28 protein-coding genes and 1 pseudogene are annotated in these 23,590 nt (G+C 53.3%); 17 read left to right on the top strand and 12 right to left on the bottom strand.

The annotated features are described in order from the left end of the window. The 5 genes and pseudogenes from B2R29_RS00005 to B2R29_RS00025 form a co-directional block, all read right to left on the bottom strand. Positions 1-891, bottom strand: a pseudogene (locus B2R29_RS00005) (penicillin-binding protein 2); the annotation flags it as partial. 9 nt (positions 892-900) lie between these two features. Further along, on the bottom strand, positions 901-1,368 hold the full coding sequence (gene rlmH / locus B2R29_RS00010; protein ID WP_301179213.1) for a 23S rRNA (pseudouridine(1915)-N(3))-methyltransferase RlmH: 468 nt from the start codon (positions 1,366-1,368) through the stop codon (positions 901-903). Next, a complete protein-coding gene (gene rsfS, locus B2R29_RS00015) occupies positions 1,365-1,712 on the bottom strand; it encodes a ribosome silencing factor (RefSeq protein ID WP_301179214.1) in 348 nt (115 codons plus the stop codon). Before rsfS ends, rlmH begins: the two co-directional genes overlap by 4 nt. A gap of 18 nt (positions 1,713-1,730) precedes the next feature. Beyond that, the gene (gene nadD, locus B2R29_RS00020) at positions 1,731-2,375 is read right to left on the bottom strand and encodes a nicotinate (nicotinamide) nucleotide adenylyltransferase (protein ID WP_301179215.1); all 645 of its coding nucleotides are present in this window, start codon (positions 2,373-2,375) and stop codon (positions 1,731-1,733) included. Further along, positions 2,359-3,615: a glutamate-5-semialdehyde dehydrogenase gene (locus tag B2R29_RS00025; RefSeq protein ID WP_301179216.1), complete on the bottom strand. Its 1,257-nt coding sequence runs from the start codon at positions 3,613-3,615 to the stop codon at positions 2,359-2,361. The genes nadD and B2R29_RS00025 overlap by 17 nt, the downstream gene beginning before the upstream one ends. A gap of 114 nt (positions 3,616-3,729) precedes the next feature. On the opposite strand from B2R29_RS00025, the gene B2R29_RS00030 reads away from it, so the two are divergent. Both B2R29_RS00030 and B2R29_RS00035 read left to right on the top strand, forming a co-directional pair. After that, a complete protein-coding gene (locus B2R29_RS00030) occupies positions 3,730-4,668 on the top strand; it encodes a diguanylate cyclase domain-containing protein (protein ID WP_301179217.1) in 939 nt (312 codons plus the stop codon). Further along, positions 4,655-5,647, top strand: a complete 993-nt coding sequence (locus B2R29_RS00035; protein ID WP_301179218.1) for a diguanylate cyclase domain-containing protein — start codon at positions 4,655-4,657, stop codon at positions 5,645-5,647. The genes B2R29_RS00030 and B2R29_RS00035 overlap by 14 nt, the downstream gene beginning before the upstream one ends. Here the strand turns inward: B2R29_RS00035 and B2R29_RS00040 are convergent. After that, positions 5,637-6,494: a class I SAM-dependent methyltransferase gene (locus B2R29_RS00040; protein ID WP_301179219.1), complete on the bottom strand. Its 858-nt coding sequence runs from the start codon at positions 6,492-6,494 to the stop codon at positions 5,637-5,639. The genes B2R29_RS00035 and B2R29_RS00040 overlap by 11 nt on opposite strands. Before the next feature lie 201 nt (positions 6,495-6,695). Between B2R29_RS00040 and B2R29_RS00045 the strand changes: the two genes are divergently transcribed. Then, a complete protein-coding gene (locus B2R29_RS00045) occupies positions 6,696-7,286 on the top strand; it encodes a DedA family protein (RefSeq protein ID WP_301179220.1) in 591 nt (196 codons plus the stop codon). Here the strand turns inward: B2R29_RS00045 and B2R29_RS00050 are convergent, their stop codons facing one another. Next, positions 7,287-7,550, bottom strand: a complete 264-nt coding sequence (locus tag B2R29_RS00050; RefSeq protein WP_301179221.1) for a DUF1761 domain-containing protein — start codon at positions 7,548-7,550, stop codon at positions 7,287-7,289. A gap of 84 nt (positions 7,551-7,634) precedes the next feature. Here B2R29_RS00050 and B2R29_RS00055 point away from each other — a divergent pair, with 84 nt between their 5' ends. Together B2R29_RS00055 and B2R29_RS00060 are read left to right on the top strand one after the other, a co-directional pair. Then, positions 7,635-8,657, top strand: coding sequence for a DUF3549 family protein (locus B2R29_RS00055; protein ID WP_301179222.1), 1,023 nt, complete (start codon positions 7,635-7,637; stop codon positions 8,655-8,657). Beyond that, positions 8,654-9,130 (top strand): YchJ family protein, encoded by a 477-nt coding sequence (locus tag B2R29_RS00060; RefSeq protein WP_301179223.1) that lies wholly within the window; start codon positions 8,654-8,656, stop codon positions 9,128-9,130. Before B2R29_RS00055 ends, B2R29_RS00060 begins: the two co-directional genes overlap by 4 nt. A 5-nt stretch (positions 9,131-9,135) precedes the next feature. On the opposite strand, the gene B2R29_RS00065 is transcribed toward B2R29_RS00060, so the two are convergent. Continuing rightward, a complete protein-coding gene (locus B2R29_RS00065) occupies positions 9,136-9,411 on the bottom strand; it encodes a hypothetical protein (RefSeq protein WP_301179224.1) in 276 nt (91 codons plus the stop codon). 103 nt (positions 9,412-9,514) lie between these two features. On the opposite strand from B2R29_RS00065, the gene B2R29_RS00070 reads away from it, so the two are divergent. The 5 genes from B2R29_RS00070 to lipA all read left to right on the top strand — a co-directional run bounded on the left by B2R29_RS00070 (position 9,515) and on the right by lipA (position 13,937). Further along, positions 9,515-10,630, top strand: a complete 1,116-nt coding sequence (locus B2R29_RS00070) for a hypothetical protein (RefSeq protein WP_301179225.1) — start codon at positions 9,515-9,517, stop codon at positions 10,628-10,630. Between the two features lie 147 nt (positions 10,631-10,777). Continuing rightward, complete coding sequence (locus B2R29_RS00075) at positions 10,778-11,926, top strand: D-alanyl-D-alanine carboxypeptidase family protein (protein ID WP_301179226.1); 1,149 nt, start codon at positions 10,778-10,780, stop codon at positions 11,924-11,926. A gap of 125 nt (positions 11,927-12,051) precedes the next feature. Then, positions 12,052-12,324: an HP0495 family protein gene (locus B2R29_RS00080; protein ID WP_068444435.1), complete on the top strand. Its 273-nt coding sequence runs from the start codon at positions 12,052-12,054 to the stop codon at positions 12,322-12,324. Then, positions 12,324-12,962 (top strand): lipoyl(octanoyl) transferase LipB, encoded by a 639-nt coding sequence (gene lipB / locus B2R29_RS00085; RefSeq protein WP_301179227.1) that lies wholly within the window; start codon positions 12,324-12,326, stop codon positions 12,960-12,962. The genes B2R29_RS00080 and lipB overlap by 1 nt, the downstream gene beginning before the upstream one ends. A gap of 3 nt (positions 12,963-12,965) precedes the next feature. Further along, complete coding sequence (lipA, locus tag B2R29_RS00090) at positions 12,966-13,937, top strand: lipoyl synthase (protein ID WP_301179228.1); 972 nt, start codon at positions 12,966-12,968, stop codon at positions 13,935-13,937. Between the two features lie 63 nt (positions 13,938-14,000). Here the strand turns inward: lipA and B2R29_RS00095 are convergent, their stop codons facing one another. Beyond that, complete coding sequence (locus B2R29_RS00095; protein WP_301179229.1) at positions 14,001-14,240, bottom strand: YdcH family protein; 240 nt, start codon at positions 14,238-14,240, stop codon at positions 14,001-14,003. Positions 14,241-14,425: 185 nt separating this feature from the next. Between B2R29_RS00095 and B2R29_RS00100 the strand changes: the two genes are divergently transcribed. Next, positions 14,426-15,559 carry a response regulator gene (locus B2R29_RS00100; protein WP_301179230.1) on the top strand — a complete coding sequence of 378 codons (1,134 nt, stop codon included), beginning with the start codon at positions 14,426-14,428 and terminating at the stop codon, positions 15,557-15,559. Positions 15,560-15,582: 23 nt separating this feature from the next. On the opposite strand, the gene trxC is transcribed toward B2R29_RS00100, so the two are convergent. Genes trxC through B2R29_RS00115 form a run of 3 tightly spaced genes read right to left on the bottom strand, consistent with a single transcriptional unit; the run spans position 15,583 to position 18,804 of the window. Continuing rightward, positions 15,583-16,017, bottom strand: coding sequence for a thioredoxin TrxC (gene trxC / locus B2R29_RS00105; protein WP_301179231.1), 435 nt, complete (start codon positions 16,015-16,017; stop codon positions 15,583-15,585). A 47-nt stretch (positions 16,018-16,064) separates the two neighbouring features. After that, positions 16,065-17,819, bottom strand: coding sequence for a protein-disulfide reductase DsbD (dsbD, locus tag B2R29_RS00110; RefSeq protein WP_301179232.1), 1,755 nt, complete (start codon positions 17,817-17,819; stop codon positions 16,065-16,067). A 16-nt stretch (positions 17,820-17,835) separates the two neighbouring features. After that, on the bottom strand, positions 17,836-18,804 hold the full coding sequence (locus B2R29_RS00115; protein WP_301179233.1) for a polyprenyl synthetase family protein: 969 nt from the start codon (positions 18,802-18,804) through the stop codon (positions 17,836-17,838). A 288-nt stretch (positions 18,805-19,092) separates the two neighbouring features. On the opposite strand from B2R29_RS00115, the gene rplU reads away from it, so the two are divergent. The 6 genes from rplU to rpsT all read left to right on the top strand — a co-directional run bounded on the left by rplU (position 19,093) and on the right by rpsT (position 23,543). Then, positions 19,093-19,404: a 50S ribosomal protein L21 gene (gene rplU / locus B2R29_RS00120; RefSeq protein ID WP_068444452.1), complete on the top strand. Its 312-nt coding sequence runs from the start codon at positions 19,093-19,095 to the stop codon at positions 19,402-19,404. Between the two features lie 79 nt (positions 19,405-19,483). Next, a complete protein-coding gene (gene rpmA, locus B2R29_RS00125; RefSeq protein WP_301179234.1) occupies positions 19,484-19,744 on the top strand; it encodes a 50S ribosomal protein L27 in 261 nt (86 codons plus the stop codon). An 85-nt stretch (positions 19,745-19,829) separates the two neighbouring features. Then, positions 19,830-21,029, top strand: coding sequence for an Obg family GTPase CgtA (cgtA, locus tag B2R29_RS00130; protein WP_301179235.1), 1,200 nt, complete (start codon positions 19,830-19,832; stop codon positions 21,027-21,029). A gap of 52 nt (positions 21,030-21,081) precedes the next feature. Continuing rightward, positions 21,082-22,221: a glutamate 5-kinase gene (proB, locus tag B2R29_RS00135; protein WP_301179236.1), complete on the top strand. Its 1,140-nt coding sequence runs from the start codon at positions 21,082-21,084 to the stop codon at positions 22,219-22,221. A gap of 49 nt (positions 22,222-22,270) precedes the next feature. Beyond that, entirely contained in the window at positions 22,271-23,110 is an 840-nt protein-coding gene (kdsA, locus tag B2R29_RS00140; protein WP_301179237.1) for a 3-deoxy-8-phosphooctulonate synthase, read from the top strand. A 166-nt stretch (positions 23,111-23,276) separates the two neighbouring features. Continuing rightward, entirely contained in the window at positions 23,277-23,543 is a 267-nt protein-coding gene (gene rpsT, locus B2R29_RS00145; protein ID WP_301179238.1) for a 30S ribosomal protein S20, read from the top strand. Positions 23,544-23,590: the final 47 nt, after the last annotated feature.

The raw sequence follows: 23,590 nt of genomic DNA on the forward strand, positions 1-23,590 counted from the left end.
CGAGTTAGGGTCGTAACCGGGATTACTGTACAGCGTGAGAATACCGCCGGTTTCTACTTCAATGGCAACGACCGCACCACGACGCCCCTCAAGCAACTCTGCCGCGAGTAACTGAAGTCGGCTGTCGAGGTGCAGCGTCAGGTCTGTACCGGGCCTCGGGCTCTCTCGTTGCATCGTTCGCAACAGGCGTCCACGCGCGTTGGTCTCGATACGCTCGTAACCTACGTCGCCATGAAGAATATCTTCGTAGCGTCTTTCGATACCGGTTTTACCGATGTGAGAGGTGGCGCTGTAGCGCCGCTGACTGTCTTCGTCTTGTTCGATACGCTCCTGGTCACGCTGGTTAATCCGGCCTACGTATCCGAGCACATGTGCAAACGCATCGCCGTGCGGGTAATGGCGTATCAGCTGTGCTTCAACGTCGACGCCGGGCAGGTAGAAACGGTTTACCATGACGGCTGCAATTTCTTCTGCACTCAGTCTCTGACGCAGAACAACGGGTTCATAAGGTCGGCGCCGATAGCTTGAGCGCTTTTCAAATTGCTCAAGATCGCGCTCAGAGACGCCGACCAGCTCGTCCAGAAAGGCGAGGGTCTCTTCGAGGTTGTCTACTTTTTCGGGGACGAGAGTCAGGCTGTAAGCAGGAATATTTTCAGCGAGCAGAACACCATTGCGGTCATAAATTAAACCTCTGTTAGGTGCGATAGGGCGTATCTTTACCCGGTTGTTTTCTGACAGGTCCTGATATTTTTCGTGCAGCGTAACCTGAAGATAGGTCATTCGCCATGCGAGTGTAAGCAGTGCAGATATAACAAGAACAGCAGCGACGATGGCGCGTGCGCGGAAGAGTCTGCGCTCGTAGGCCTTATCCCTGATCGACTGTTCCCACATACTCCAGCCTTATTTGTGGTACGGGTGACCCTGGAGAATCGTCCAGGCGCGATAAATCTGTTCTGACAGTAACACTCTGACCAGCGGGTGGGGCAGCGTCAGTGGCGACAACGACCAGCGTTGTTTGGCCAGTCGCAAAACCTCGTCTGTCATACCGTCGGGGCCACCGACCAGCAGAGCGACATCACCGCCCTGACTGCGCCATCCTTCCAGCTCTTCTGATAGCCGCTCGGTCGACCAGGGTTTGCCCTCTACGGCCAGTGCTACGACGTGCTCGCCAGGGCGGATCGCTTTCTTTAAGGCATCAGCTTCCTGCTGCATGGCTTTATCCGTGCTGGCGTTCTTGCCACGATGGCCAGGAGAAATTTCGACCAGTTCGAGACTGCAGTCGCGAGGCAAGCGCCGTGCGTATTCCTGATATCCCTGTTCTACCCACGCAGGCATCTTATTGCCAACGGCGAGCAGCCGTATTTTCATGCGTCTTTCTGTCCGGCGTCGGGTGTTTCTCCCCAGAGGCGTTCAAGATCGTAGAAGTGACGAGCCTGTTCAGTCATGACATGCACGACGACATCAATGAGGTCGATGAGTACCCAGTCGGCTGCAGAGCGGCCTTCGGTGCCGTTCGGTTTCAGGCCTGCATGTTTCGCTTTTTCTTCGACATTGCCTGCAACGGCAGTGACGTGGCGGTTAGAGGTACCGTTGGCGATGATCATCCAATCGGTGACGGACGTGCGGCCACGTACGTCCAGCACAGTGATGTTATGTGCTTTCATGTCTTCCAGAGCGTCGATGACGAGCTCTTTGATTTGCTCAGTTTGCATGCAGACCTGTCGGTAAAGTTATCGGTACAGTTGGTGTTCTTTTATGTATTCCAACACCGGGTGGGGTGTCAGAAAGGCGATATTGTCGCCTTGCTTGAGTGCCTGACGCAAGTCGGATGCGGATATATCCAGCTCTGGCCAGGCCTGATGACAGACTGCTCCGTGTTGAGTCTCGTGTAAGCTATTGAGTGAACAGTGGTTTTTATCGAAAATCTGACCGAGCCAGCCATCCTTGCGGGCCTCATCGCCCGGACGTGAAATCACCAGAACATTGGCCTTAGAAAGGATGTCTTCAGGCGATTTCCAACGATCAAAGCCATTCCATGCATCCGTGCCCATCACCCAGGTGAGGTTCGCTTGCGGGTACTGAGTCTTGAGCAGTGCGACAGTGCGCGCTGAGTAACTCGTGTCTTCCTGACTCAATTCGATATCACTCGGCTCGATACCGTCGAGTTCTGCCGCGGCGAGTTCAAGCATGCACAGGCGTTGTTCGGCTGTGGCAGCGGGTTGTTCACGATGCGGCGGCACACAGTTAGGAATAAGCAGCACCTGATCGAAGCCAGCTTCGCGCAGGCGCACCGCAATGCGCAGGTGCCCGATATGGACGGGATCGAATGTCCCGCCCAGTATGGCAATGGAAGAGGCTTTATTTACGGACTTCACCGTTGCCCAACACTACGTATTTCTGAGAAGTCAGGCCATCCAGGCCGACGGGGCCACGGGCGTGGATTTTGTCGGTGGAAATACCAATTTCTGCACCCAGACCGTATTCGAAGCCATCTGCGAAGCGGGTCGATGCATTGACCATGACGGATGAGCTGTCTACTTCGGTCAGGAACTGGCGGGCCAGAGTGTAGTTTTCACTGATGATGCTGTCGGTATGGTGAGAGCCATAGGTATTGATATGGTCAATGGCTTCGTCCATATCTTCGACAATTTTTACGGCGAGAATGGGCGCCAGGTATTCTTCGTGCCAATCTGCTTCGGTCGCGGCAACCATGTCAGAAACGATATCGCGTGCCTTATCACAGCCACGTAATTCAACCCCGAGCTGTTCATACGCGTCGGCCAGCTCCGGCAGAATCGTGCCCGCGATGCCAGCATGCACCAGCAGCGTCTCCATGGTATTGCAGGTGCCGTAGCGGTGCGTTTTCGAGTTGATCGCAATATTAATTGCTTTGCTGCGATCGGCCTCACGGTCGATATAAACGTGACAGATACCATCAAGATGTTTGATGACGGCAACGCGCGCATCGCGGCTGATGCGTTCGATCAGGCCTTTGCCGCCACGCGGTACAATGACGTCGACATATTCGGGCATCGTGATCAGTTGACCAACCGCTTCGCGGTCTGTGGTCTCGACGACCTGAACGCAGGCTTCTGGCAGCCCTACGGCTTTCAGAGCGGTAGTGATGCATTCAGCCAGTGCCTTGTTCGACGCAATGGCCTCAGAACCCCCACGCAGAATCGCGGCATTGCCTGATTTCAGGCACAGGCTGGCGGCTTCGATCGTTACGTTCGGGCGACTCTCATAAATAATACCGATCACACCGAGAGGAACGCGCATCTTACCAATCTGGATACCGCTCGGGCGGTATTTCATGTCGGTAATCTCACCCACAGGGTCGGGCAGTGCAGCGACCTGTTGCAGGCCTTCAATCATGGTATCGATGCGTGCGTCTGTGAGTTCAAGGCGATCCAGCAATGCTGCATCGAGGCCGTTTTCTGCACCACGGGCCATGTCTTCTGCATTCGCGGCACGCAGTGTATCGCGGCTGTTGCTGATTTCGTCAGCAATGGCGAGCAGTGCGCGGTTTTTGTCATTGGTGGACGCCCGGGCCATGGCGCGGGATGCAGCGCGGGCCTGCTGGCCAAGGGTCTGCATATAGTCAGCAACGTTCATCTGGAACACCTTAAAACGGAAAGTCTGTAAGTCAGAGTGTGCGATAGTATACACGAACTACTACACTGTTTAGCGGAGGCCGAGAGGTCAGAGTTTGTCAGGAACCCGTTATTCATGGAAAAAGCACGCTTTCACAGTCTGGTAGTGCTGCAGGTCAAAGTTATTTATTGCCTCTTTGCGGCACTGGCGTTGAGTATTATCGCCGTGCTGGATCTGGTTGAGGCACGCACAGTATTCGCGGCGGTCGCTGCCGGATTTGCTCTTGCTCTGTTGTTGTATGCACTGATTCTTCTGTTGCGAGGTCAGCAGCGATCATCGCCCGTGACCGAATGGTTGATGATTTTTGGGTTGTGTCTGTTTACTTTGTTCGGCATGCAGCGCAGTGAAGACGTGGTGCACTGGGTGTACTTCGTGCCGGGTTACATCTATTTCATGTTTCCTTTTCATGTTGCCAGCTATTTTGCGCTGATTTACAGCACCGCGATGGTGTTGATGGTGATCAGTGAATTCGACAGTTACCTGCGGTTGCAGATTTTGTTTACCTACGGCGCCTGTTACGCCTTTGCGGTTATGTATGCGTTGATCAATGACCGACACAACCACGGGCTGAGCGCTATTGTGAATACCGATCCGGTGACGCAGGTGTATAACCAGTATCAGCTGGGCCTCGACCTGTCGAAGGAGATGACTCGGGCCGATCGTCAGATAGATCTTCTTAGTCTCGTCGGTATTGCGGTACCAACCAGCTGGCAGGTGTTAAAAACCGAGGAGTATGAGAGCCGCCTCAGTTATCTGACCAAGCGCCTGAAGCGATGTCTGCGGCGATTCGATACCTGTTACCGGCTTGATTCCGATGTGTTCGTTGTTTTGCTTCCACACAGCACTCAAAACGTAGTGGAAGCCTTGTGTGAAAACCTCATGGATGATCTTGAGGGCAGTGGTCGGTTCGAGGGGCTTGCTGACATCAGGCTGCATCGTGATGTCTACAGGCCGGAAGATGATGTCGATGTATTGATCGAACGGATAGAGAGAAAGCTCAATGATCAGCTTTAATACGCCGCCTCAGGAGCAACTGTTGCCCCGCTTGCAGGTGATTGTTTATTCGCTGGTGGCCTTTGCGCTGCTGTTATTGATTTACGATCAGTACCGCCAGGGTCTGTATTCATTGGTTCTGGCAAATGCGATATCGATTCCAGCGTTTCTGTTCAGCGCTGCCTACATATACATCAACCGCGATCGTGATTCGTTTCTCTGGGTGAATTACCCCTTAGTGGCAGCGCTTGCGGGGTTGGCTCTGGTGCAATTACCAAGATATCCCGACCTTATGATCCATTACCTGTTCGCGATGCCGATGTTTACGTATTTCTGTTTGCCTATGCAGCATGCGACGGTCGTTAATATTCTCGTCGCCGGTGCGATGGGCGTGATTCTCTGGGGTAAGGTGGATGTTCAGACAGCGGTGCGTTACACCACTAATTTTTCGCTGTTGGTACTGTCGACCTGGTGTTTTTCTTATCTGACGTTGTTGAAAGGGATATCGCTACAGCGTCTTGCACTCACCGATCAGGTGTCGGGTGCCTATAATCGTGAACATTTTTATCATCTGTTGGAACGTGAGCTGGCCCGAGGTGAGGCGACTCGCCAGAGTGTCAGTATGATCGGTATTGTGTTGGATGATTACCGTCAGTTGATAGATCTGCATGGCAACCGCTCTGTGGTGCAGTTTATGCCGCAGTTCGTTAAGAAAATCCGTCAGTTGATTCGTGGCGAAGACGATATTTTCAGGCTCGAAGACGACCTGATTATGCTGGTATTACCTAATTGCGGTGAAGAAGGCGCCATTGTTCTGATGGAGCGTATTAAGCGAAAAGTTCAGGAACAGTCCTGGAGGCCGTTTGCGGAGGTCTCTATCAGCATTGCTGCAGTAACGCGCAATGCCGATGAAGACAGCGAATCTATTGAAAAGCGGTTGCTCAAACGCCTGAATAAACAGCAGAAAACCAGCCTGCAGCTGGCAGCTTTCAGCGACTGATTCCCGCTTTAATGATGCGCACCAGAGTTTGAATTTTTACTTCTGGCAAGTGACTTAGCTTGCCGTAGAAGCTTGCTGGGTCATGGACTTCAACATCATCAAACCCGTCTTCCTGGAAGCCTTGTTTGATGGCTGTATCGGAAGGATAGTGCAGTGGCCATTGTCCACGAGTGAAGAGACCAACCAGTTTCTGTGCAAATTTCACGTAGCGGTAGGACGGGTGCTCGGCAAAATCAGGGTACAGATCCGTCACGTACCAGCCTTTCGGGAAGGTTTTTAATCCGCTGGCCATGCGTGACCAGACCTCACGGATCTCATCCAGTGCAAAGTAGTTCACCAGCCCTTCGGTAATAATCAGAGTGGGTTGTGTCGGATCGAGCTCACTCAGTAGTGCACCAATTGATGCTGGTCCGTCAGCGTTGAGGATGTTGCACTCGCGAACTTCGTGCCCGTCGACCAGTCCTACTTCTTCAAGAAGCGCTTTTTTCCGTGCTGCCATGCCGGGCAGGTCACCCTCAATGTAGCGTAGCTGAGGGTAGGCTTGTTTCAGGCGATAGCCTCGGGGCGAGAGACCGCAAGCAAGCTCGACTACTTGAGTGACACCCTCTTTTTCGATCAGTTCTTTTACCTGATGATCAATGACTGAGTGGCGTTGAAGCAGGAATATGTCAATGTCAGCACCCGCAAGTGCTCGTAGCAAGGCATTAACCGGGGCCAGCGTCGCATTTGCAAACTGTCCGGCGCGGGTGACAAATCCTTGGGCTGAGAGGCCGTGTTTGTACCAGATATAACCGGTGTAGTGAGCACTTACGCTGATTCGCGAGGTGTCTGTAGACGCTGACTTCATTGTAGTATCCGGGGAGTGTCGTGAGCGGGAGCCCATCGCACGCCATTCCTTATTGTTTATATTGGTGGGACGAAGGTTAACTGTATATCTAGTTAAGGCGCAATGGATTTACCAGTCAATAATCGTGCAAATGCTGTGCAAAATCGACGAATGCCTGCCTGATGGCCATGTGCAGGCCGCAAAATATGGGGTGGAGGATCTTTGGGCGAAGTAAATTTTTCTGAGTGGGGCACCGGTCTTTTGTTGTGCGCCGTGTTTATTGTTTCTCTCATCGAGTCATTGGCTGTTGTCGGCTTGCTGGTACCTGGAGTAGGCCTTTTGCTGGCGCTCACTCTGGCAGCCGCCGCGGGCGACATCCCCCTTTGGTTGTGGGTTAGCTGTGGCACGGCTGGGGCTTTTCTGGGTGATGGCATCAGCTTCCTTCTTGGGCAACGCGCTGGCCCCGCGGTTCATGGCTGGCGTTTCTTTCAGCGGCATCCGCATTGGCTGACGCGGGGGGAAGTTTTTTTTCAGCGCTGGGGGATCTGGAGCATTATGACAGGCCGCTTCATCGGGCCTATTCGTCCAGTGGTACCGCTGGTGGCGGGTGCTATGCGTATGTCACCGCGTCAGTTCTGGATCGCGAATACGATATCTTCGCCCGCTTGGGGGGTGGCGTACCTGGCAACCATGTATTGGTTGGGAGAGGCATTTCGTGATGCCTTTGATTTGCCAGTCGTCGCCGCTTTGCTGGCCACGGCAACTTGTGTTGCCTTGTTGATCAGTGTGCTGATCAACAGGCGTCATGGCTAATCAATGGTGGGCAGAGCCATCGGAGTGGCGACTGCGCTCATAGGCCAGGTCTTTCTTTAACGATCCCATCTGATATTCAAGGTCGGCGTTTTTCTGTCGTAATTCGCGGTTTTCCTGTTCGTGGGCTTTATAACGCTCAGCCATGCCGTCCAGCTCCTGCTTCGCTTCGTTAACGGCACTTTTCCAGCGCTTACCAAGAACCGATGCTGTCAGTGCGGCTCCCAATACGAAGCTGGCGATAATGGCTGCAATTAACATCATCATATGGTCCTCAGAGTCTCGTAATTGAGACTCAATGATAACGAAAACCTGATACCATGCGCACCTGAATTACTGCAGGAGAAGGTTGTGTCTATCACTCAGTTTGTTGCCAGCACCGGCGCCCGTATGCGCGTGTTTGATCTTGGACGTCGTATATCCAAAATCGGTCTGAGCGAGTTCGAAGCGATTGAGGATCTGGCGCGACCTTATCCCACACCTTACCTCCGTCATGCCTGGGTGGGTATTCTCAGCTGGAATCCGGATGAACCCGGCCAGCACAATATCTGGTTTCTGAAGCTTCCTTTAGACGAGCAGAATATTTTGCAACCGGGTCCGCGCGATCAGTTTCTTCAGCATTGGCTGCGTGTAGTGCAGCATCCGGACAAAGATCATGGCGAGGCGCCTTGTTCGTTTAAGCCTGACGGCAATCGCATGGCGTACTTTCATTCCATAGCATTGAAAACGCTGAAACAACCCGAGACCAAGTATTACGCAACGGCACGCGCTTATTTCAGTGGCGATACAGGCTGGCAGAACTGGCAACAATTGGGGCTTCAGGGCATCGCTGAAGTGGTAGCAAGGCTGGATGAAAGCAATAACAGTGAGCTTTTACAGAAGGCGTTACCAGAAATGGATAAAGTCGGAGCCAGTGTCCCGCGCAATGTTCTGCTGGGCTTCCTTGAAAATGCGGAGCCTGATGTGAATCTGACCATCGCTCTGACAGACTCACTGGCGGCGGCGATGAAAGGCCAGCCCGATGCAACCGCACTGGCGCTTTACTGCCGGGCTATGTCGCAGAGCGTCAGCGTTAACCATCGACGCGATGTTCTGCAGCTGGTGTTGCAGCACCCATTGGCGAGTGAAGTGGAAATTCTCAGTGCCGTTGGCAGTCGTTGTTGGAACGACCTTGAAGGTGACACCTTGAGCCTCTACCTGGAGAAGTTGGCCCTGGCTGGGCAGGATGTGTTCCTTGCTCTGGTTGCCGATCTGATGACGTTGCCGGGTAAGCGCAAGCAGATTCTGGAGGCCTTCCGCAATCCTCAACGCAGTGATGAGTTGGGGGCAGCGATCGGTGTGCTGATGAGTGCTGCCCGTGGCGGTGTGCAGTGAGCCAGGTGGTAGACCAGCCACAGGCTCGGGCGAAGGAAGTCTGCCCGTGTAATAGGGGCAAAGCCTACGGCCAATGCTGTGGGCTCTATCACGGTGGTCAGGCAGCTCCGACACCTGAAGCCCTGATGCGCTCGCGTTATTCCGCTTTCGCGCTGGAGAACGCCGACTACTTGCTGGCTACGTGGCACAGAGATTACCGTCCGCAAACGATAGAATTCGCAGCAGATACACGCTGGACAGGGCTTGAAATATTGCAGGCAGGCAGCGATGGCGACACCGGCGTGGTGCATTTCGTCGCTACGTTTAACGAAGCGGGTGAGTGGCTTCTGCTGGAAGAAAAGTCACGTTTCGAACGACTTGAAGATCGTTGGTACTACCTGGCGGGTGAAACCGATTTCCGTCCGGCCAGTGTTGGGCGGAACGATCCCTGCCTGTGTGGCTCCGGGAAGAAATCAAAAAAGTGCTGCGGCTGACAGGCCTACTTTTCTGACGGCTGCATACCTTTCAATAGCATACCCCAGGTCATAGCGAGTGCGCCGGCCAGAGAGAGTAACAACATCAGGTTAATAAAGACCGTGTTGCGTTGGTAGTAGCTGATCTGGGGAACTGCTTCTTCTGAACAGGCACCGCTGGTATAGTCGTAGTGCAGTCCTGCGTCGGTGCAGTGACCGGCAGACATTAATTCAAAGCCGAAGGCAATAATCAGGATAATCGCAGGAAGGGCGAATAACAGGGAGCCGTAACGCGTCAGCATGTGCGCAATCTCTCTAAACGCAGAAAGGAAACTTGACAGAAGTTATAAGAAGTCTGCATCTTACCCCTCACTGCTGGTTCACCACAACGATAATAAGTGTTTCATGAAAAAGATTTCTTTGCTTGTTTTGTCCGTATTTCTCGCGGCGTCGAATGCCTGGTCTGCAACACCTGAGCAACTGGATCAGCTGCTGCAACAGATCAAAAACGACATTTCGGCGAAGCGTCTGTCATCGCCCGAAGGCAATAACGCGCTGGAAAAAATAACCGAATTCCGCAGTGAAGCGCCTTTCGATTATCGCGTTGTGCCGCTCGCTTACGACTGGGGCGAGGCGTACGTTTCTCTGTCCGCCCAGGCCCGGGAAAAGGGGCAGTTGAGCAAAGCTCAGGGGTATCTCGATAAGGTTTGGAAAGTAGCAGCCTTGACGCCGGGTCTTGAAGATGAGCAGCGAGCTCTGGATCAGGCCATGGCTAAATCTGGTGTGGATACCCGAGCTGTCGCAGCGAAAGAGAAAGCTGATGCTGAAGAGCAGGCACGTCAGCGCGAGTTGGCTGCTGCTGCAGAAAAAGAGAAAGAGCGTTTACGCATCGAGGCTGAGAAGCAACGTAAGATTGCGGCTGCAGAAGCGGCGGAAAAACGACGTCGTGAGGCGGCTGAGAAAGCGCGTCGTGCTGAGCAGGAACGCCAGCGTCGTGCCGAACAGGAACGTCAGCGCCAGATTGCCGCCGCAGCAGCTGCTAAAAAGAAGGCTTCGAGTTCGTCGCCAGTGCTGAATTCACCGATCGATCTTGATGATGTTGCGCTTGATCCTGTAGTACCGGCTCCGGCATCTAAACCACGCCTTGCTGCGCCGAAGGCCGCTGCGAAAACACCAACGGCTCAGTCCACGCGACTCTGGGCGCAGGCGAAAGAAGAGAGCGACGCCATTGCGGAATATACGGTGCCACCTCAGGCACTGCAGTCCAAAGACCGTGCTATAGCCGATAAAATGGGTGATATCTGCCAGAAGATGGTGGACGAAGACGCTTCTGTGGTTGTTCACTCGGCCAGTAAGTCGGATTATCGTTGGTTGGCTGTACGCCTGACTCTCTGCGCACGTCGCATTGACCGTGGATACCGCCTGCGCCACAGCTATCAGCCAGTTGCCGTTGGGGAGTCTGCGATCGTGGCGCTGCACCCACCGCGCGATTCTTCTCTGCTTAAGCAGGTCGGTCAGTAAGCCGTCGGAAATGCCGGTCGTGGTTCCCTCGGGTGGAACCAATACCTGTGGCTCGGGTCGTATGAGCGGAGAGCGCTGACAAGCGCGTCAGCCGTGATACAATCCGGGCCATTATTGTTTTAATTCAGCCAATACTGATAGCGAACCATGTACTTATTCCGTCTGTTTATTTCTGCGTTACTGTTTTCTTTTTCTTCACTGACTCTTGCAGCTGTCATTATTCCTAAACCTCCGGTTCTGGACGCCACTGCGTACATACTGATGGATGCGGACAGTGGCGAAGTGCTGGTTGAGCATAACTCTGGTGAACGCCTGCCACCGGCGAGCATGACGAAAATGATGACCAGCTACATTGCTGTTCATGAGATTATTGAAGGCAATGTCACTGAAGATACGATGGTGCCGATCAGTGTTACAGCCTGGAAAAAAGGCGGCTCCAAGATGTGGGTCCGCGAGGGCACTGAAGTGAAGATGATTGATCTCCTGCGCGGCATTATCGTGCAGTCGGGTAATGATGCTTCAATCGCAGTGGCTGAATACTTCGCGGGTTCAGAAAGCGCGTTTGCGGGCTGGATGAATCAGTACGCTCAGGAGTTTGGTATGTTCGATACCAACTTCGAAAACGCGACAGGCTGGCCTGCCGAAGGCCATCTGACCACGGCCAGAGACCTTGCTTTGCTGGCTAAACACATTATTAAAGACCACCCTACCTACTATGGCCTGTACGCTGAAAAGTATTTTGAATACAACGATATCCGTCAGCCAAACCGCAACAAGCTGTTGTGGCGCGATCCTAGCGTTGATGGCCTGAAGACTGGTCACACTGAAGAAGCAGGATACTGTCTGGCTGCTTCGGCAAAACGCGATAACACCCGTCTGATTGCGGTAGTAATGGGGACGCGCAGTGAAGAGGCTCGTGCTCGTGAGACTCAGAAGTTGCTGGGTTATGGGTTCCGCTATTTCGAAACACACAAGCTGTACAGTAAAGGCGATGTGTTGGCGACTGAGAAAGTCTGGCTGGCGAAGCAGGACACCATCGACCTGGTGGTTGCTGAAGACATTTACATGACCCTGCCGCGTGGCTCGCGGGATGAGTTAGTCGCAGAAGTCGTTAGCCCTGATTATCCAGAAGCTCCGCTGTCGGCCGGGCAGGGTGTTGGCACGCTGACGCTGAAGATGGGTGAGGAAGAACTGGGCAAGCATGATCTTGTTGCAGCGACGGATATTGAAGAGTCGGGCTTCTTTGGACGTCTGATCGGATCCATCAAACTTTTCTTCGTGCGCCTCTTCGCCTGAAGCTGGTGCCACTAGGCTGCCGCTGACCGTACTGGCAGCACACTTTTCATGTCTGCCGCTTGAAAATTCAGGCGGCAGCATCCATAAATGTAACCATTGTTCTGTTTATCTTCTGAGATACCGCCGTGAGCCAACCTGAAGCCCCTAAAATTGAGTTTCCCTGTGAGAACTATCCGATCAAAGTGGTCGGCGAGGCAATGGAGAACTACGAAGAGGTGATCGTCGAAATCGTTCGCGTTCACGCGGAAGACTGCGACATGGAGCGAATCCGTATCCAGGAGAGCTCTAATGGACGTTTCCGGTCGGTGACTCTCTATATCACAGCAACTGGTAAGGATCAGTTGGTGAATATCCATAAAGACCTGATGGCACACGCTAACGTTCGTATGGTGATCTGATGCAGATCCGCATGCTGGGGTTGGCGGATTATCAGACGGTCTACGACGACATGACGGCCTTCACCGAAGGGCGCAATGACAACACTGCTGATGAACTCTGGTACTTGCAGCACCCGCCTGTATTTACTCAAGGGCAGGCGGGTAAAGCCGAGCATGTGCTGTTTCCTGGGGATATTCCAGTGGTTCAGACAGACCGTGGCGGTCAGGTGACTTATCATGGCCCGGGTCAGCTTGTTGTATATCTGATGATCGATATCGCTCGCCGCGGTTGGGGGCCTCGACAGTTAGTCAGTGCCATTGAACAGGCCATTGTTGATACCCTCGCAGAATGGAAAATTGAGGCCGCGCCGCGCAGTGATGCTCCCGGTGTTTATACCGGTGAACGCAAGATAGCCTCGCTCGGCCTGCGAATACGCCATGGGCGCTCATTCCATGGGTTGGCGTTAAACATTGATATGGATCTTGAACCTTTCCGCCGTATAAACCCGTGTGGGTATGCGGGAATGGAGATGACACAGATGGTTGCTGAAACTGACAACGCGGTGAGTTTCGATGCAGTGGCTGATCGTCTCGACTATCATTTACAGCGTCTGCTAGCTAACGATGGCGCAGGCACTGACAATACGACTCCGGAGTAATTGATGTCAGAACGACGCAAAGTAGTGCAGGGCGAAAAACTGCGCGGTGCGGATAAAGTTGCCCGTATCCCGATTAAAGTCATTCCGACCGAAGAAATACCGCGTAAGCCCGACTGGATTCGCGTACGCATTCCCGCAACACCCAAGATCAACGAAATTAAACAGAAGTTGCGCAAGCATAAGCTGCATACCGTTTGTGAAGAAGCCAGCTGCCCTAACCTGGGCGAGTGCTTTGGCGGTGGCACGGCAACCTTTATGATCATGGGGGATATCTGTACTCGTCGTTGCCCATTCTGTGACGTTGGTCATGGCCGCCCTAATCCGCTGGATACAGAAGAGCCGGTCAACCTTGCAACTGCCATTGCTGATATGGGCCTGAAGTATGTGGTCATTACCTCTGTTGACCGTGATGACTTGCGTGATGGCGGTGCTCAGCACTTTGCCGACTGTATTCGCCTGACGCGTGAGCACAGTCCGGGCATTCAGCTGGAGGTTCTGGTGCCTGACTTCCGTGGTCGTATGGAGATCGCCCTCGATATTCTGACGCAAACTCAGCCTGATGTGTTTAACCACAATCTCGAGACGGTACCGCGTCTGTACAAGGAGTGCCGCCCAGGCTCTGACTACGAATGGTCTCTGACCTTGCTGAAAGAATACAAAGCACGCAACCCTGAAATTATTACCAAGTCGGGCCTGATGCTCGGGCTGGGCGAGACTAACGAGGAAGTGGTTGATGTCATGCGTGATATGCGTGCGCACAATATTGACCACATCACTCTGGGCCAGTATCTGCAGCCAAGTCGTGATCATTCACCGGTTAAGCGATTTGTGACCCCAGAAGAGTTTAAAGAGTTGGGCGATATCGCCAAAGAGATGGGCTTTATCCGAGTGACCAGTGGGCCGCTTGTGCGCTCGTCTTACCACGCTGATCAGCAGGCCGAAGGCATTGATGTCAGCGGCGTGCCCGTCGGTTAAGCGGTTGTTGTAAAGCGTTGTCGTAAAGGGGAGGGGCATGCCTGCCCCTTCTTCAACTCGTGCTCAGGCCTGCTTGAGCATGGCGTAGAGGTCGTCTTTCAGGTGTACGCGCTTAAGTCGTAAAGCGTCGAGGGTGTCATCCGACGCGGGTGTGGTGTCCTCTTCGATTTTCCGTACTTCTTTATCCAGCTCGTGATATTCATCGAACAGTCGGGCGAAGTGCCGATCGTTCATTTTCAACTCGTGGATCTGCTCAGCCATGTCTGGGAAGTCGTGGTGTAAATCATGGTGTTCGACGTTCATAGTGTTCCTCCTGTTCGGACAATTTCAGATTACCTTTGCTGCCCGTATCGACATTGACCTGGATCAGGGTAGTGAGTTCCTGTGATGCACTATTCCTTACATTTTATCTGGACGAATTTCAGGTTGTGGTCTTTATTTATAGGTAACTCAATTAGTAAGTGGTTTATTCAGCCACGAGGAAGAAAATGCCAGGTAAGGTTGTTGTTCTGGATAATGAAGCACATTCGATATCCTTGTTAGGTCATATCCTCAGTCACCTTGATGTTGCCGGCTTCAGTACGGTTGAAGATTACCTCGCCTCTGCTGATAAAGATTCGGATTGTATTGTTCTCGACGGTTCGGGAATGAACAGCAGTGACGATGAACTGTTCCGGCTGCTTCGGGAGCACCCTGATACCACTGGCATTCCGGTGATCTATGTCGGCGATAATCTCAGCATAGATACCCGTTTGGCTATTTATGAGGCAGGCGTCGACGATTATGTGAGTAAGCCGTTTGATGTTGCTGATCTTCAGGCCAAGGTATCACGGGCGCTGCACCAGCGACGTTATGAGCGAGAGCTCCTGGACAATGCAGAGAATGCTAAGCAAGCCGCCTTTGAGGCCATGACGCACTCTGCAGAGCAGGGCGAGATCGTGCGCTTCATGGAACAGATTTCCATGTGTCAGAAACTCGATGAGCTGGCACAGGCGCTGCTGAATCTTCTGTCCCGGTTTGGTCTGAATGCTGTTTTCTCGTGTTGGCTCGAAGGCGATGAATGGCCTCATTACTACTCGCATTCGGGGGTGGCATCGCCGCTCGAACAGGATCTGATGCAGTCAGGTCATGGTGGTGGTCGCATTATGGAGTTTGGCCGCCGTATGCTGGTTAACTACCCACGGACTGCACTTCTTATCAAAAATGTACCTTACGAAGAGGAAGCCCGTTTCGGTCGTATCAAGGATCATCTGGCTGTCGTATTGAGTGCCGCGGATGCCCGGGTAAGTAGCCTCAATATGGAAGAGCGGTTGCGTCAGAAAGATCGTCTTCTGGATGTTGTCTCTGATGTGAAACAGGCATTACTGGACGTGCAGAAACGACAGGATGAAATGAAAGTGCGTGCGGCCAACGAGCGTGATGATGTCAAGCTGGAGTTGAGGGAGGAGCTCCTGACGCTGGGTCTGCATGAAGAGCAGGAGGAGCGGATGTTAAGTCTCGTTATGGATTTCCTGAAGAGCCTCGAAGGGCTGTATAACGAAGCAATGGACTGGCAGAAAGATCTTGAGCCTGTCATGGATGCTGTCGAATATGTTGTCAGTGGCGGTGAGTCGTCGGCCTGACGCTCACCTGATTCTCTGCGGGTTCAGCTGGCTTTGACCAGCGCTTGATGTACCCACTGTTTCAATTGCTGGGCGGGCAATGCCCCGGCCATCTGATCTACAATCTTTCCGTTTTTGAATACCATCAGAGTGGGAATGCTACGTATAGCAAACTGAGCCGCTGTCTGTTGTGCGTGTTCGGTATTCACTTTCGCAAAGCGCGCCTGATAAGGCATTGCCGCAGCAACCTCTTTAAATATCGGTGCCATCATCTGACACGGACCACACCAGCTGGCCCAGAAGTCGACGACGACGGGCAAGTCATTCTTTGTGATGAAACGCTGGAAATCAGCGTCGCTGAGATCACTGACTGACCCTGTAAACAGTGGGCTTTTACATTTTCCGCACTGTCCGGGTTGATTCATTTTGTCGTCGGGGATGCGGTTGATGGCTCCGCAATCCGGGCAGGTAATATGCATAGCTGTCTCCTGTAGTTGCTACCTATATGAGGCGACAGTTATGTATTTCAAGGGGCGGGTGAAATATTGAGTGCTTCCTGCAGAAACTCATCTTTCTCGCGCTCACCGATAATACGACCACTGGCGTTTTCTGCACCGGGCTGAAAGAACAGCACCGTAGGCGGCCCAAAAACAGCCTGAGCCTTCATAAACGCCTGATGCGCGTCAGTATTGTCGGTGACATCCAACTGAACCCATTGAACATGGCTTAATCGCTCCTGAGCCTCGTCGGTGGCGAATATCTCTTTATCCATGATTTTGCATGAGATACACCAGTCGGCGTAGAGGTCGACCATGACCGCTGTGTTTGCGTCTGCAATCAGACTTTTTACTTCTGCTACTGACTCTGTCTGATAAAACGGGCTGACATGGATCTTTTCTGCGTGGCCGAGCGGATTCAATGGATCAGAGCGGCCGCTGACGGCGCCTGCAAGTGCAATAATGCCGTAAGCAAATACACCAACCGCGACCGGCTTAATTAAGCGCTGTGGCCCTTCGCTGGCGGTATTCAGGGCGCCTGCGGAAACACCTGCACCCACGGCCAGTGCGCCCCACAAGCCAAGTACAATGTTGCCCGGTAATAACCGGCTTACCAGCCAGATAGCCACACCAATCAGCATGATGCCGAACAGATACTTAATGCGCTCCATCCACATACCCGCTTTCGGTAAAACGCTGGCGCCTGTCGTGCCCAATACAATTAATGGCGTTCCCATACCAAAACCGAGCGCCAGCAGGGCAAGTGCTCCGCTTGTGGCGTCACCTGTGGTACTCAGATAGGCGAGAGCGCCGGCCAGTGGCGCGGATACACACGGAGAGACAACCAGGGCCGAAAGAACGCCGATAATGAAGACGCTGCCGGCCTGTCCTCCGTTTTGCTTCTGACTGGCTGCATTCAGGCGGTTACGCAGGCCGGACGGTAGCTGAAGTTCGTAAACACCGAACATAGACAGTGACAGCACGACAAAAAAGATGGCGAAACCGATCAGAACTGGGGCGCTTTGCATCATGGCCTGCACGTTAGCGCCAGCACCGAGCAGGCCAACGGTCAGCCCCGCTGCGGCGTAAGTGATGGCCATGCCGGTGACGTATAAAAAAGAAAGCCAGAAGCCACGGCCTGCGCTGGTTTTACCACCGCCCAGAACAACACTCGTGAGGATGGGGACCATAGGTAACACGCAGGGCGTGAACGTCAGGCCCAGGCCCAACAGAAAGAAAATCCCGATGACTGCAGGGAGTGACCGCCCAGAGAAAAACGAGTCATTGCCGTCGTCTGAAGAGGCTGATGCTTCGCTAGGCGCGTTGCTTTGGCCAGCTTGAATGGATTGTGAAGTCGATGCTGGAACGACAGTAACCTCGAGTGTCTGAGGTGGGTAGCATAGTCCGGCGTCTGCGCACCCCTGATAGTGGAGAGTCGCTGCTCCCGGGGAAAGCTGGGTGGTGTCGAAAGACACTTCGAGTTGCCCGTAATAGGCAATAATGTCACCAAAAGCTTCGTCGTATTTCTCTTTGCCGTCTTTAGACCAACTGACCGGGTCCAGTCGCTCGGAGCCTCGGGTCAGATAGATACGATGCTCATAGAGGTAATAGCCGTCGGCGCTATCCCAGCGTGCTGTGACCTGTCCTTGACTGGAATATGCTTCGAGAGGAAATGCCTGCTCAACAGGCAGGAAGTCATCCGATCCGCCAAGCCCATCCAGCAGACCGGAATGCGCCGGGATGCTGGTAATAAACAACAGTAGCCAAAGTCCCGCGCGCATCATGTGATCTGTTACTCCGTCAGGTGGTTCGTTCGACCGCGATGGCTGCCAGTGCCGCGAGGGCATCGCGGGCAACGGAAGCTGGTAAATTTTCCAGGTGTTTCTGGGCCCGGTCGCGACATGCATTGGCTTGCTGGCGCGTATAGTTGAGAGATCCGCAGCTCTTCACGACGCGCAGGACGTCATTCATATCATCCAGGCCACCTTTACGGATGGCGTTACGGATAAGCTGTCGGTCTTCTTCGTTCGCATGTGCCATGGCATGGATCAGAGGCAGGGTGGCTTTACCTTCGGCGAGGTCATCACCCACGTTTTTGCCCATCTCTTCGGCATCGCCTTCGTAGTCGAGTATATCATCGACCAGCTGGAAAGCCATGCCCAGCTCTTTGCCGTACTCTTTAAGCGCATTGCGATCTTCGTCACTTAATTCGAGCAATGCCGCAGCAGAATGCGTCGAGGCTTCAAACAGCATGGCGGTTTTGCCATGAATAACTTCCATGTACTGGGCTTCAGTCGTATCCGGGTTCTTGACGTTGGTCAGCTGCATGACTTCGCCCTCGGCGATCACGCAGGTGGCGTTGGATAGGATCTCCATTACAGGCATAGAGCGCAGCTCGACCATCATTTCGAAAGCGCGGCTATAAAGGAAATCACCGACCAGAACGCTGGGAGCGTTGCCCCAGCGGGCATTGGCGGTTGGGTTTCCGCGGCGCATGTCGGAGGTGTCAACGACGTCATCATGAAGCAAGGTCGCGGTGTGTAGAAATTCAATGACCGTTGCGAGCTTGACCGCATCAGCGTCTGCGCGTTCGAACGCCTTGGCCGTCAATAATACGAGAAGAGGGCGGATACGCTTACCACCGCTGCTGACGATATATTCGGCGATTTTTTCAACCAGCGGAACTCGGCTTTCGAGCTGCTCGTGGATCAGCTTGTCGACGGCCTGAAACTCTTCGTTAACCGTGGCAAGTACGTCTTTAATATGCATGAATTTGGGTGCCTGCTTTATAATGCAACGAATGCTAGGGAGGCCGACCCGCCCTGTCAAGAAAAAGGCCTGTTCCATACTTGCGGCCAAAACAGGAGTACGGTATAGTCTCGCGCCCCGAAATTACGCTCCCTGCCATATGGACGCCAGAGTGCTGCCAATAGAAGCAGGCTTAAGTAGCGAGAGGGAAAGGCAGTGTGGAAGACCGGCGTCAAGACGTCAGTCGCGGCGATAAAAGCTGCCCACTGAAAAGTCATGCACACTAAGTGCTAGCGGAGAATTACAGTTATGTACGCTGTAGTAGTAACTGGCGGTAAGCAATACCGTGTCGAAGAAGGTCAGACTCTGAAAGTTGAAAAACTGGAAGTAGCAACTGGCGAAAACGTTGAACTGGAAAAAGTTCTGCTGATTGGTAACGGCGACGATGTTAAAATCGGCGCTCCAGTGGTTGAAGGCGCTAAAGTAACAGCTGAAGTTGTTAATCACGGTCGTCACAAGAAAGTGAAGATCATGAAGTTCAAGCGTCGTAAGCACCACATGAAGCAGATGGGCCACCGTCAGTGGTTCACTGAATTGAAAATCACCAGCATCGCTGGCTAAACACTAATTTCAGAGGTCCGTGCGGTTAACGCCGCCGCATCCGCAGTGTTGCAGTGACCTCGCAGCTAGGAGTAAAGCAATGGCTCACAAAAAAGCTGGTGGTTCTACCAAGAACGGTCGCGATTCCGAAAGTAAACGCCTTGGCGTAAAACTGTTTGGCGGTCAGGCTGCTAAAGCTGGCGCGATCATCGTTCGTCAGCGTGGCACTCGTTTCCACGCTGGTGAAAACGTTAAGATCGGTCGTGACCACACTCTCTTCGCTACTGCTGAAGGCGCAGTGAAGTTTGAGGTTAAAGGTAAGAACAACCGTAAGACCGTAAGCATCGTTCCAGCGGCTTAATTGCACCGGAATATGCTGATGCGCCCTGACTGCATAGCAGTTGGGGCGTTTTTATTTGTACACCCTGAACCAGAGCGTTATTACCATGAAGTTCGTTGATGAAGTCCGTATCGCTGTAGAAGCTGGCAAAGGCGGCAATGGCTGCGTCAGTTTCCGTCGAGAGAAATTCATCCCTAAGGGCGGCCCTGACGGCGGCGACGGTGGTGATGGCGGTTCTGTGTATCTGGAAGCCGATGAAAACACCAATACTCTGGTGGATTATCGCTATACGCGCCGTTTTAAAGCAGAAAATGGCCGCCCTGGTGCGGGCCGTAACTGCACCGGTGCGAAAGGTGAGCACATCGTTCTGAAAGTACCTGTGGGTACAACCGCGATTGATGATGACACCAATGAAGTGCTGGGTGATCTGACTGAGCATGGGCAGCAGCTGCTGGTCGCTCAGGGTGGCTTTCATGGCCTCGGTAATACCCGATACAAGTCATCGACGAATCAGGCACCGCGTCAGTCAAAACCGGGTCAGCCGGGTGAGTCGCGCAACCTCAAGATGGAACTGAAAGTACTGGCCGACGTCGGTCTGCTGGGCTTGCCGAATGCGGGGAAATCGACCTTTATCCGTTCGGTATCGGCGGCGACGCCAAAAGTGGCCGATTACCCCTTCACCACTCTGGTACCAAACCTTGGTGTGGTCTCTATCGAGGAGCACCGCAGTTTTGTGATTGCGGATATTCCGGGGTTGATTGAGGGCGCTGCAGACGGCGCTGGCCTTGGCACGCGTTTCCTTAAGCATTTAGTGCGTACCCAGTTGCTACTGCACATTGTCGATATGGCGCCGTTTGATGATTCCGATCCGGCAGAGCGTGTCGAAGCGATCAGCCGCGAGCTTGAGAATTTCTCGCCGGGGCTGGCACTCCGTGATCGTTGGCTGGTACTCAATAAGCTGGATCTTTTGCCTGAAGACGAGCGTGAGGCGCGTTGTCAGGAAATTATTGAGAAGCTGAACTGGGATGGTCCGGTGTATCGTATCTCGGCGATTAACCGTGATGGCACCCACAAGCTGGTGTGCGACATTATGGAGTACATGGAAGAGCGTCGTCTGCGCGCCACAGAAGACGAAGAATTTGCTGAGGCTATTCTTGCTGAGCGTGAGCAGGTCGAGGAAGAAGCACGCGAGCACCTCGAGGCGCTGCATGAGCGTCGTTGTCAGGAGCGGGCCGAGCGTAAAGCAGCCAAGCAGGATGACGATGATGACGACTATGATGTTGAAGTCGTCTATACCAACGAATGAATTAAGACAAACGATTAAACCCTAACCTCCAATCCGTGCCGGACAGTAACGCATGACAACAGAGCAGTGGCAGGCTTCGCGTAATAATCTGAAAACAGCAAAGCGCTGGGTGATTAAAATCGGCAGTGCCTTACTGACTAATGATGGCACTGGCCTCAATCGCGAAGGCATGCAAAGCTGGGTGGATCAGATTGCCGGTTTGTTACAGGCCGGGCATGAGGTCGTTCTGGTTTCCTCTGGTTCGGTTGCTGAAGGTATGACCCGTCTTGGCTGGAAGACCCGCCCGGATGAAGTGCATAAGTTACAGGCGGCTGCCGCCGTTGGTCAGATGGGGTTGGTTCAGGCCTACGAAACCTCTTTCTCAAAGCACGGTCGCCACACTGCGCAGGTGCTACTGACGCACGATGACCTCAGTGACCGTAAGCGTTACCTGAATGCCCGCACGACACTGCGTACTCTTCTGGATATGGGTGTCGTTCCTATCATCAATGAAAACGACACCGTGGTGACCGATGAAATCTGCTTCGGTGATAACGATACCTTGGGTGCGTTGGCGGCCAATCTGGTTGAAGCTGACCTGCTTGTTATTCTCACGGATCAGGATGGCCTGTACACGGCAGACCCGCGGTCTAATCCAGATGCAACGCTGATCTTTGAGGGTATGGCCACTGACCCGCAATACGCCGCGATGGCGGGAGGCGGCGGTGCGCTCGGTCGCGGTGGTATGGTGACGAAAGTGCGTGCGGCGACCCTGGCTGCGCGTTCGGGTGCCGATACTCTTATTGTTGGTGGCCGCATAGATAATGTTATTTCCCGCCTTCATCAGGGCGAGCTGGTCGGCACTCTGCTGAAAGCCGGGCAAGCGCCCGTAGCTGCGCGTAAGCAGTGGATTGCCGGACATCTGAAAACGTCAGGTGTTTTGACTCTGGATGATGGTGCTGTAAAGGCATTGCGTACCGGTGGTCGTAGCCTGTTGCCTATTGGTGTCAGCAAAGCCACGGGTCGGTTTGAACGTGGCGAAGTGGTGGAGTGCCGTGACGAGCGTGGGCAGTTGATTGCCAAAGGCCTGGTGAATTACAGTCTCAGCGAAGCGCAGAAGATTTTAAAAACACCGACGTCCGGGCTTGAGCAGGCGCTGGGCACGGTGACGGAACCCGAGATGATTCACCGGGATAATCTGGTTGTTCTCTAACCAGGGTGTGTGAACATCTAACAGGATTTTAATTCAGGAGATAACAGACATGATTGAGACGGTTAACGTAGCCGGTCTGGATGTAAACAACGACAAGCCATTCACGCTGTTCGGCGGCATGAATGTGTTGGAAAGCCGCGACCTGGCCATGAAAATCTGCGAAACCTACGTCGAGGTGACCGGAAAGCTGGGCATTCCCTACGTGTTTAAGGCGTCGTTCGATAAAGCGAACCGTTCTTCGATCAACTCGTACCGTGGGCCGGGTATGGAAGAAGGTCTGAAGATTTTTGAAGAAATCAAAAAGACCTTTAATGTGCCTGTGATCACTGACGTTCACGAGCCGTATCAGGCAGCACCTGTTGCAGAAGTGGTTGATGTTATCCAGTTGCCGGCATTTCTGGCTCGCCAGACCGATCTGGTGGTTGCCATGGCGGAAACCGGTGCGGCGATCAATGTGAAGAAGCCTCAGTTCCTTGCACCGCATGAGATGCGTCACATTATCAAGAAGTTTGCCGAAGCCGGTAACGAAAAAGTGATGCTGTGCGAGCGCGGTTCGAGCTTTGGCTATAACAACCTGGTGGTTGATATGCTGGGCATGGATGAAATGAAGAAGCAGGCGCCAGTAATCTTTGATGCTACTCACGCGTTGCAGCGACCGGGTGGTCGTGCAGATTCGGCTGATGGTCGTCGTCAGCAGGCGTTTGAATTGGCTCGTTCTGGCATGGCGCTGGGCATTGCGGGTCTCTTTATCGAAGCTCACCCGAACCCGGCTGAAGCCAAATGTGACGGCCCATGTGCGTTGCCGCTGGATAAGCTGGAGCCTTATCTGGCTCAGATGAAAGCCGTTGATGACCTGGTGAAGTCTTTTGGGCCGGTAGTTATCGACTGATACTGACTCAGACTCTGGCTCTGGCTCGCATTGAGCTTAAGGGAAAGGGGCTGTAGCTGTTGACAGCCCCTGCTTATATCCGGATAATTCCGGCCCTCTCTGGGTACCTACACACAAGTACGTAGATTCCCGACTAAAGTTAATAACCGAATTTGAGGAGCCGACTGTGGCAAATTCCGCTGGTTCTCGTAAACGCGCCCGTCAGGCTATCAAGCGTCGTGCCCGTACTATGGCACTGCGTTCTATGGTGCGCACTTATGTTAAGAAAGTTAATGCCGCCATCGAAACTGCTGACTACGAGCAGGCTCAGGCTGCGTTTACTCAAACCAAACCTTACATCGACAAGTCTGTGACTAAAGGCATCATGCACAAGAACGCTGCTGCCCGCATCAAGAGCCGTCTGAACACTAAGGTTGTCGCTCTGAAAGGTTAATACCTGCTTCAGATCGAAGAAAAAACCCGCCAATGGCGGGGTTTTTT

Origin of the sequence: Thalassolituus sp. UBA3500, assembly GCF_002377545.1 — a bacterium.
Taxonomy (GTDB): Bacteria; Pseudomonadota; Gammaproteobacteria; order Pseudomonadales; family Oceanobacteraceae; genus Thalassolituus.

What these genes read in the sequence shown, in the direction of transcription:
- rlmH (WP_301179213.1), bottom strand. Translation starts at nt 1,368, where the DNA reads ATGAAAATACGGCTGCTCGCCGTTGGCAATAAGATGCCTGCGTGGGTA.
- rsfS (WP_301179214.1), bottom strand. Translation starts at nt 1,712, where the DNA reads ATGCAAACTGAGCAAATCAAAGAGCTCGTCATCGACGCTCTGGAAGAC.
- B2R29_RS00115 (WP_301179233.1), bottom strand. Translation starts at nt 18,804, where the DNA reads ATGCATATTAAAGACGTACTTGCCACGGTTAACGAAGAGTTTCAGGCC.
- lipB (WP_301179227.1), top strand. Translation starts at nt 12,324, where the DNA reads ATGCAGATCCGCATGCTGGGGTTGGCGGATTATCAGACGGTCTACGAC.
- proB (WP_301179236.1), top strand. Translation starts at nt 21,082, where the DNA reads ATGACAACAGAGCAGTGGCAGGCTTCGCGTAATAATCTGAAAACAGCA.
- B2R29_RS00095 (WP_301179229.1), bottom strand. Translation starts at nt 14,240, where the DNA reads ATGAACGTCGAACACCATGATTTACACCACGACTTCCCAGACATGGCT.
- dsbD (WP_301179232.1), bottom strand. Translation starts at nt 17,819, where the DNA reads ATGATGCGCGCGGGACTTTGGCTACTGTTGTTTATTACCAGCATCCCG.
- B2R29_RS00025 (WP_301179216.1), bottom strand. Translation starts at nt 3,615, where the DNA reads ATGAACGTTGCTGACTATATGCAGACCCTTGGCCAGCAGGCCCGCGCT.
- trxC (WP_301179231.1), bottom strand. Translation starts at nt 16,017, where the DNA reads ATGCATATTACCTGCCCGGATTGCGGAGCCATCAACCGCATCCCCGAC.
- cgtA (WP_301179235.1), top strand. Translation starts at nt 19,830, where the DNA reads ATGAAGTTCGTTGATGAAGTCCGTATCGCTGTAGAAGCTGGCAAAGGC.
- rplU (WP_068444452.1), top strand. Translation starts at nt 19,093, where the DNA reads ATGTACGCTGTAGTAGTAACTGGCGGTAAGCAATACCGTGTCGAAGAA.
- B2R29_RS00100 (WP_301179230.1), top strand. Translation starts at nt 14,426, where the DNA reads ATGCCAGGTAAGGTTGTTGTTCTGGATAATGAAGCACATTCGATATCC.
- B2R29_RS00070 (WP_301179225.1), top strand. Translation starts at nt 9,515, where the DNA reads ATGAAAAAGATTTCTTTGCTTGTTTTGTCCGTATTTCTCGCGGCGTCG.
- B2R29_RS00075 (WP_301179226.1), top strand. Translation starts at nt 10,778, where the DNA reads ATGTACTTATTCCGTCTGTTTATTTCTGCGTTACTGTTTTCTTTTTCT.
- kdsA (WP_301179237.1), top strand. Translation starts at nt 22,271, where the DNA reads ATGATTGAGACGGTTAACGTAGCCGGTCTGGATGTAAACAACGACAAG.
- rpmA (WP_301179234.1), top strand. Translation starts at nt 19,484, where the DNA reads ATGGCTCACAAAAAAGCTGGTGGTTCTACCAAGAACGGTCGCGATTCC.
- B2R29_RS00040 (WP_301179219.1), bottom strand. Translation starts at nt 6,494, where the DNA reads ATGAAGTCAGCGTCTACAGACACCTCGCGAATCAGCGTAAGTGCTCAC.
- B2R29_RS00065 (WP_301179224.1), bottom strand. Translation starts at nt 9,411, where the DNA reads ATGCTGACGCGTTACGGCTCCCTGTTATTCGCCCTTCCTGCGATTATC.
- B2R29_RS00035 (WP_301179218.1), top strand. Translation starts at nt 4,655, where the DNA reads ATGATCAGCTTTAATACGCCGCCTCAGGAGCAACTGTTGCCCCGCTTG.
- B2R29_RS00050 (WP_301179221.1), bottom strand. Translation starts at nt 7,550, where the DNA reads ATGATGATGTTAATTGCAGCCATTATCGCCAGCTTCGTATTGGGAGCC.
- B2R29_RS00030 (WP_301179217.1), top strand. Translation starts at nt 3,730, where the DNA reads ATGGAAAAAGCACGCTTTCACAGTCTGGTAGTGCTGCAGGTCAAAGTT.
- lipA (WP_301179228.1), top strand. Translation starts at nt 12,966, where the DNA reads ATGTCAGAACGACGCAAAGTAGTGCAGGGCGAAAAACTGCGCGGTGCG.